Origin of the sequence: Microcystis sp. M015S2, assembly GCF_020245945.1 — a bacterium.
GTDB lineage: Bacteria > Cyanobacteriota > Cyanobacteriia > Cyanobacteriales > Microcystaceae > Microcystis.
The window spans coordinates 1-6,621 of the sequence record NZ_JADBTX010000143.1; the positions used below are offsets into that span (position 1 = coordinate 1).

Here is a 6,621-nt window from a genome sequence, read left to right on the forward strand (position 1 = left end):
CCAATCCCCGCTTGGGATTTACTTCGAGAAGCCCAAAATCGCTGAAACCCAGATATATCAAGGAAAATCATAAATCGAGGTTAACCCTTTGTCCCGTAATGGTTTGAGCCTTTTTTGCTGACCGAAAACGCCTAAGTCCCACTAGGGGAAATTTGTCAAAATGCCAGTGATGCTCAAGTCTTAATTCGGATTATTTGCCATGAATTAGAATCTTGGTTTCTGGGAGATTTAGCAGCAGTGGCCAAGGCGTATAATTTAAATAGTCTCGGCCAAAAACAAAATAAAAGTAAATACAGAGAACCAGACCAGCTCAACTCGGCCAAACAAGAATTAAAAAAGCTAGTGAAAGAGTATTATGCAGGAACCCACTCTAAACAGATTGCCCCCCATCTTTCCCTAACTGAAAATAAATCGCGTAGTTTTCAAACTTTTATCCAAGGTATCAAAAATGTTGTGGAAATGATACAACGCCCCAATCCGAACCCGAACTAGAATAGACCTCGACCTAATATAATTAAAAGCTTGTAAACTCCTAACTAGAGTTGGCTGAAAAAATCTAATACCATTTCTCTAAATTAAAACTACACATCGAATTTAAGTCACCCTTTTTAAGGGGGATTTAGGGGGATTAAACTTCTGTAGTCAGACTTTGGAGAATTGGTATAAAAATCTTGTTGGATAATATCTTTAGGGTTTTTTAAAATCAAAAAGTGCCGGCCTTGGGAGTGAGCGGGGGAAGATTTAGGCATTTTTGCGCCCAAAAATATTCCCCCCGGCAGAACCGAGGGGAAAGTGGGGAAAAACCGCTAATCTAGCAGTTTAAGGCTAAGTCTTGGGATTCTTTTTTCAAGAGATTAACGAGGGTTTCGTCACCATTCTCTTGAGCGATTTGTAAACGACGTTCCAGACGACGACGAATATTGTTCAGATGGATGCTAGAAAGGGTTTCCTCTTGGACAACAACAGGGGGTTTGACAACGGGCAACGGACAACTGTTTGGGGTGACTTGCCCGGCAAGATGAGGACGGGTGCTGTAGGCAACTCCACGATACTGACGATGCAGTTTCGGCTCTAATTGGAGCATATGGCGAGGATAATGGTGATTCCAGTCTTGACCTCGGTATTTACCGCCGATATCTCCAGTCTTCATCTCCAAGGGGAGAGAATCCCTTTCGTACTTAACTCCTCGATAGGCTAACGTCATATCACCGACTCCCTGCAATGCTTTAAAGTGACTTTAATCCCCCTTGTCGTCCCTATATAGGGACAACAAATGAAAAGATCTTATTTATTATTCTGTATCTATTTTTACATTTTGTTAGGGAAATTGAAAAAAATTTATAAAAATTTAATATTTTCTAGCTGGCGATAGTATCCTTTTCCGGCTGGGTTTGGTCGCCCACCAAAGGAGCCTCTAGGGGTTTGAGGATTAATTTTGGTTGCTCGTCCTCATCGATGAGACGAATTTGAATTTGCGGGCCAGAGGTGGCTAAACGAACCACCATACCATCGACGACGGCGGTTTTCTCGATCGCTTTGCCATTGAGAAACGTCCCATTTGACCCTAAATTTTCCAATTCCCAGTCATCGCGATCATTACGGTGGATTTCTAAGTGCCGCCTCGAAACCACAGCACTATAGAGAACCACATGATTATCCAGCGCCCTGCCGATGAGAATGGTTGACTGCTCATTGTCAAATTGCCAATGTTGTAGGGGCGTGGCCTGACTGGGGTGCAAAAGAGTTAAAGTGATCACGGTGACTGTTGTCGGCACGATAGAGGCGGTGAACAGGGTGAATTCTATCATAAATGTCAGGTGAAGACCGTTCGGCTGATCTCACGGCCGAAGCCCTCAGTTTTACCGAAGGGCTGAAACCGTTCGACTGAGCGTTCGACTGAGATCACGCCGAGATAATCAAAGATATAGGGTTCTAGTGCGATTCGTTCTTATCAGAAGTCTAACAGACGTGGATAGGGCAAGGTCACAGTAATTCCAAATTCAAACGGTAGCACAGAATACAGAACCAGTCTTACTCTTGCCTTTCAAAATGGAGTGAAGGGTTTGAACAGTGACCAAAGCTTCAACCTGTGGCCAAATACGGGCTAAAAACTGATGAAATTCTCGTTTTCGTATATTGCCAAAACGGAGATGTACTACTTTAGGTGGGGAAAAATCTAGCATTAGTCGCTCGGAAAAGTCCGCATCTTTCGTAACAATAACCAGTTTTTTATCCTTTGCATATTGCCAAATTTACGTATCCCTTGGACTTCTACCTAAAACCGAAACATGAACGATCGGTAAAGATGGAGTGAACAGGATTTTAGCTGGTAAATTTTCATCAAAGAAAAAACCATTCATGCAATTTTTCTGACTTCATAGTGATTCGCCATCAATCTTGCTGCAAATTGCCTACAGGCATAAATATCTTCTCGATTCAGAGAAGGATATTCTTCAAGGACTTCTTCAATAGAATCCCCTGCTGCCAAAAATTCCATAACTGTTTGCACCGGAATTCGGGTTCCAGCTATAACAGGTCTTCCATTACAAATATCTGGATTGATATGGATACGACTTTCCATTAAGGTTTTGTTACCTCCGTTATGAGGGGCTAAAACAAGCTACGTCACTCGTAGTTTTGCAATCACTGGACGATGATCAGATACACCTGAAGGCAGTGTGATGACCTGATCAACCCTGACATTTTGACTGACGAAAATGTGGTCAATGGGAATTTTTAGAGCTTGTTTCCAATGATCGAGATGGGATAGCGATCGCGCTCCGTCAGCGTAAAACCAGGTTGGATTTAGTCCATGCCCTAGATTGACACTGCGTAATCCTGAGTTAATGATAAAGTTGCGAAAATAAATCGACCAGGAGGTGAGGTTAAAGTCACCCATCATCACGGTGGTGATTGACTGCTGTGCTGCATAGGCTGCCAGGGCTACCATCGCCTGGTTACGATTGATAAAGTTAGGTATGGATATAGGGGCAAGGGGATGGGCAACAACAACCCGAATGGGGTGTCCTGTCACATTAACGCTTGCGAATAGGCTATGGTGGCGGGTTCCCAAGTTATCAGTCGTTGCCTCTGTAATGGGATAGCGGCTAAATAAACTCAGTCCGCCTCCCGTTGCGCGGTAATAGTAAGGATAAAGATCCTGCACCTTGTCTAGTAGCTCTGCGGCTTGCTCCTTGAGGGGTTCAACTAACCCGAATATATCTACGGGATTTGCCCGAACCAGGTTAGTCACGGCACTGGTCTCCCATAGTTGGTAGTTGACGTTGTAGGTCATTACGGTCAATGGGAGACCACCAGTTCTAGCATCTCGGAACCTCGGAACATACCAGGTAGCAATTGTGCTGACATAAAACCCCAGCCCTACAGCTAAGGTGATCATCAATTTCCGGCGGGAAGGGCGGAACCTGGGTAAAAACAGAGCCAACAGCAATATCAAAGTCAAGGCCGCAAACCAAAGATAGCCTGCCCCCAAAATCTCAAAGAGCCACAGCTTGTACCATTCTCCAGGGGTGAAGCTGATTAGCAACAGGCTAAGTGCGATCAACCACAGCAAAATACTGGTCAGCATAACATCTATTATTAGACGGATTTATTAGGTGAATCTTTAAGTTCTCCAACCAGTTTATAGGGTGTACAAAGAATCGGCAACTCAGATCTTGAGACAAGCCGTTAACCACAACAAGCCAGGCGTTAAGGCGCATAAGTGCCAGTCAGGTGCATACAGTTATTAGCTGGCTTCTGGTATTACCAGCCACTGATTGTCTGAGATTTCCAAGGTTTTGAAACAACAGCGAAACGCTTTGCCTATTGGGCTGCAGGCATACACTCCGATTTGGCAATCGTCGGCTATGTTGTGTAAGTGTGTGATCCGCATTTGCAGCCAAGCCTGCCCATCATAAGAATTCTCTAGCAGAAAATCGCTCCCCCGTTTACTGATGCGATACCACATTTCGCGGTATCGTGAAGAAATGTCTTGCGTTGCCCAATCAGAATATCCCAAATTGGTCACCACAGAACCAAGCCGACTAGCTTGTTCGCTTTCATATTCCGTGGAAACTTTTATCCAATTCTGACTGTCAATCCGCACCATTAGGCCACATTGATCATATTTTTCCCGAGGCTGAAATTCTACTTGGGTCATTAGGGAAAAATCGCCAACTTGTCGCATCAATAAGCAATGCCCATCGTCTCTTTGAAAACCATAGTGCGTGTTTTGCCAAAAATCAGTTTTTTCATCTGTAGAAATTTCCAAGCCATTACCCAAACGATAATGCGTCGGCTCGTTGAGCCAGTAAAAATCATCTGACAATGCTGGCTGTAAAAAATTTTCACTAAGTCCCATAACATCGCTCCTAATCAGATACATCGTGATATTACGAGGCCAGCTAACCATTGATTATACAGAAACTTTCCGAATAACCAAAGTAGGAATATATGGAAACTTTCGACATATCACCCCGTTTTGTGGATTACTGACAATCAGCTGAGATACAAAGAACTTTTCAGCGACCCTATCACTAATTCTTCAATCTGACTGCACTTCGTAACAAAAATTTACAATTATTCGACGGCACTCGCACTCCCGTCCGTCGCTGTGCATAGATGTTTTTAGCTTATAATCATTGACTTGAATCAATGTTTAAGGAACGCACCCTACCAGATTGGTGTACTGTTACAGAGCATCCAAAACCAAAACTTTTAAATCTGGGACAGCAGCTAAACGGGCATCATTGGTCAAGAAAAACATAGCACCTTCTCCCATAGCAGTGGCGATCTGAATTGCGTCTGGAGTGCGCAAGTTTTGTCTTGCCCTTAACTGGGCGGCAACTTCGGCAATCTCAAGGGAAATAGGTACAGTAATTAAGTTTTCTTGATCAAGAAGAATATCACGATACTGGCCAGCAAGTTCTACATTGCCTGAGCGTAATGGATGCACCAAAACTTCCGTCAGCGTCAACGTAGAGGTAACAACTTGAAACTCGCCTCGACTTACTGCCCCAAAAAAGGCACGAACAAGCCCTAAATATGCCTGATTTTGCTCCATCATGTAAATGAGTGGCGCGGTATCCAAACCCACAACTTGACCTTGCAGTTGCATCAGCCATTCCATGAGGCACGTTCCTGATTAACGTACTCTTGAGCATCAAGTCCATTCCAGATTTCTTTTCCTAGTCCTTCTAGTTCCATAATGCTATGCTTGGGCTTAACAAGCATAGGGCGACGTACCATTACAGCTAACTCTTTTAACAAGCGAAGTTGCTCGTCTGGGGTGAGATTCTCAACTTGCCGGCGAACATCTTGATAGGTAGTCATGCTCTTTACTCCCTGTTTCTTCTATTAATCATGTCATATTGCACACAGATCAAGGCTCCAAAAAGTAAGGTAAAATGCCCCCATATTTGTCTATATCCGATCGCACTCCCGTCTGTCGCTGTGCCTAGACGTTTTTAGATTATTATCATTTACTTGAATCAATGACCATGGTGTGTTCCCCAAAATCGATCGCTGTAGCGGTAGGACTCGCATTAAGGAACGCACTTTACCATATCTACCATAGCGGCGATCGCTGGTAGTTATAGCCAAGGAAACCTCCAAGAAAAATATGCAATCAGCACCCAAATGACTACAAAAAGAATTGAAATAAACTGAGGAAACCAAAGTGCTCTCAAATGAATAGGGTCATCTTTAGGAGCATTTGAACGCCATCGAGGAATAAGAACAGGGTCTAATTTTGAATTCTCACTAACTAATTTTAAACGTAATTTCCCCCACATATCAATAGTTTTTGTAGCACCCTGAATCATAAAATAAGACAAAAAAGATACAATAATTGCTAGGCTCGGTAGCAAAAGATTAGAAAACCAGTTTGGTCCTTTGCTATTGCTGTAAGTAATAGCATATACAGTAAGTAAAAAAGATTGGCAAGTAATATACCAAGTTACACGACCCATTAATAAGCTATGTTCATGTTGAATTTCACTACGAAAATATTGAAACAATTCCCATGTTTTATTGGCGGATTCAGAGGTTTCTTTTAGGTACTCCAAACCTTCTCTGATATTTAACTCTTGAGAAGTAACTTCTGACTTGAATAATTTCCGAAAGTTTTTTAGTATTTTTATTAGCAATTTCATGAAATCACCCTTTGGTTAATTTTACTCTGGAGACTATATAAGTCTATGAACTCCGATTTTTGAGCGTAAAGATGGCAAGCTAACTATTAACTATAAAGAAAATTTGCCAACAACAATCCTTAGAGTAAGAATATATGGAAACTTTCGACATATCACCCCGTTTTGTAGATTTCTGACAATCAGCTGAGATACAAAGAACTTTTCAGCGACCATAGCACCAATTATAATTCTTCGGGTAACTGAGCAGACTAACTAAAAGTGGCGATGGCGGAGCAAATTCTTTCTCTACTCCTGTACCTAATTCTCATTTTAACGGCTTTTTGGTTTATTAGCCCCCAAAAAAAGCCCCGTAGTCATCCCGCCTATCATCTTGCCTGTTTACTAGAAGATGCTCCTGAAAGCTCATTAAAGGGTCAATTTTGTCCCCTGGCTACTCCCTTGGCTACCCCGATCGCCTGTACTGTTC

General features: G+C 42.7%; 9 protein-coding genes and 2 pseudogenes. 2 read left to right on the forward strand and 9 right to left on the reverse strand.

Translation table 11 applies throughout. From position 1 onward, the window contains the following. Window positions 1-141 precede the first annotated feature (141 nt). Window positions 142-492 (forward strand): annotated as a pseudogene (locus tag IM473_RS22215) (DUF4276 family protein); the annotation flags it as partial. 319 nt (window positions 493-811) lie between these two features. Here the strand turns inward: IM473_RS22215 and IM473_RS22220 are convergent. The 9 genes from IM473_RS22220 to IM473_RS22260 form a co-directional block, all read right to left on the reverse strand. Continuing rightward, a complete protein-coding gene (locus IM473_RS22220) occupies window positions 812-1,204 on the reverse strand; it encodes a DUF4278 domain-containing protein (RefSeq protein ID WP_002799162.1) in 393 nt (130 codons plus the stop codon). Window positions 1,205-1,358: 154 nt separating this feature from the next. Further along, complete coding sequence (locus tag IM473_RS22225) at window positions 1,359-1,808, reverse strand: FHA domain-containing protein (protein WP_287659115.1); 450 nt, start codon at window positions 1,806-1,808, stop codon at window positions 1,359-1,361. A 192-nt stretch (window positions 1,809-2,000) separates the two neighbouring features. After that, complete coding sequence (locus IM473_RS22230) at window positions 2,001-2,252, reverse strand: DUF5615 family PIN-like protein (protein WP_353845160.1); 252 nt, start codon at window positions 2,250-2,252, stop codon at window positions 2,001-2,003. Between the two features lie 104 nt (window positions 2,253-2,356). Continuing rightward, on the reverse strand, window positions 2,357-2,581 hold the full coding sequence (locus tag IM473_RS22235; protein ID WP_287659114.1) for a DUF433 domain-containing protein: 225 nt from the start codon (window positions 2,579-2,581) through the stop codon (window positions 2,357-2,359). 39 nt (window positions 2,582-2,620) lie between these two features. Further along, window positions 2,621-3,589, reverse strand: a complete 969-nt coding sequence (locus IM473_RS22240) for an endonuclease/exonuclease/phosphatase family protein (protein ID WP_287659113.1) — start codon at window positions 3,587-3,589, stop codon at window positions 2,621-2,623. A 159-nt stretch (window positions 3,590-3,748) separates the two neighbouring features. Further along, a complete protein-coding gene (locus IM473_RS22245; RefSeq protein WP_287659112.1) occupies window positions 3,749-4,363 on the reverse strand; it encodes a DUF1349 domain-containing protein in 615 nt (204 codons plus the stop codon). A gap of 330 nt (window positions 4,364-4,693) precedes the next feature. Then, the gene (locus IM473_RS22250; protein ID WP_287659111.1) at window positions 4,694-5,131 is read right to left on the reverse strand and encodes a type II toxin-antitoxin system VapC family toxin; all 438 of its coding nucleotides are present in this window, start codon (window positions 5,129-5,131) and stop codon (window positions 4,694-4,696) included. Then, window positions 5,119-5,334, reverse strand: a complete 216-nt coding sequence (locus IM473_RS22255) for a hypothetical protein (RefSeq protein WP_002746864.1) — start codon at window positions 5,332-5,334, stop codon at window positions 5,119-5,121. The genes IM473_RS22250 and IM473_RS22255 overlap by 13 nt, the downstream gene beginning before the upstream one ends. A gap of 260 nt (window positions 5,335-5,594) precedes the next feature. Then, the gene (locus IM473_RS22260; protein WP_069474518.1) at window positions 5,595-6,155 is read right to left on the reverse strand and encodes a RipA family octameric membrane protein; all 561 of its coding nucleotides are present in this window, start codon (window positions 6,153-6,155) and stop codon (window positions 5,595-5,597) included. 264 nt (window positions 6,156-6,419) lie between these two features. Here IM473_RS22260 and IM473_RS22265 point away from each other — a divergent pair. Continuing rightward, window positions 6,420-6,621, forward strand: a pseudogene (locus IM473_RS22265) (J domain-containing protein); the annotation flags it as partial.